General features: G+C 58.2%; 1 protein-coding gene. It reads right to left on the reverse strand.

Features of this window, described 5'->3' with window-relative positions:
• Positions 1-280 (reverse strand): formate hydrogenlyase assembly protein HycH (gene hycH, locus LZP73_RS21040; protein ID WP_234236943.1); only part of this gene is annotated, 280 nt, incomplete at both ends.

Consider the following 280-nt stretch of genomic DNA (forward strand, 5'->3'; position numbering starts at 1 on the left):
CCATTCCTTCTGCTGCGAAGTTTGCGCTGCCCGGGCTTTATCGAATGCGTTGGCCAGCATCGGCACATGGTTAATGTCGATGACGATCTCACCATATTTCGGCACGCCTTCCATTTTGCGGCGGGCTTCGCTGCCCGCCTCCAGAGTGGCAATCCATGCCAGATATTCATCCCACGGGCAGGTAAGCGCCGCTTCCAGGCAATCGATAACCCCAAGGTGGTGACCAATCGCCAGGCTGTAATAGACCACCTGCTGCGCCTCGGCGGGCGTAGCATCGTTC

The sequence above is a fragment of the Shewanella sp. AS16 genome, assembly GCF_021412365.1.
In the GTDB taxonomy this organism is placed as follows: Bacteria; Pseudomonadota; Gammaproteobacteria; order Enterobacterales; family Shewanellaceae; genus Shewanella; species Shewanella salipaludis.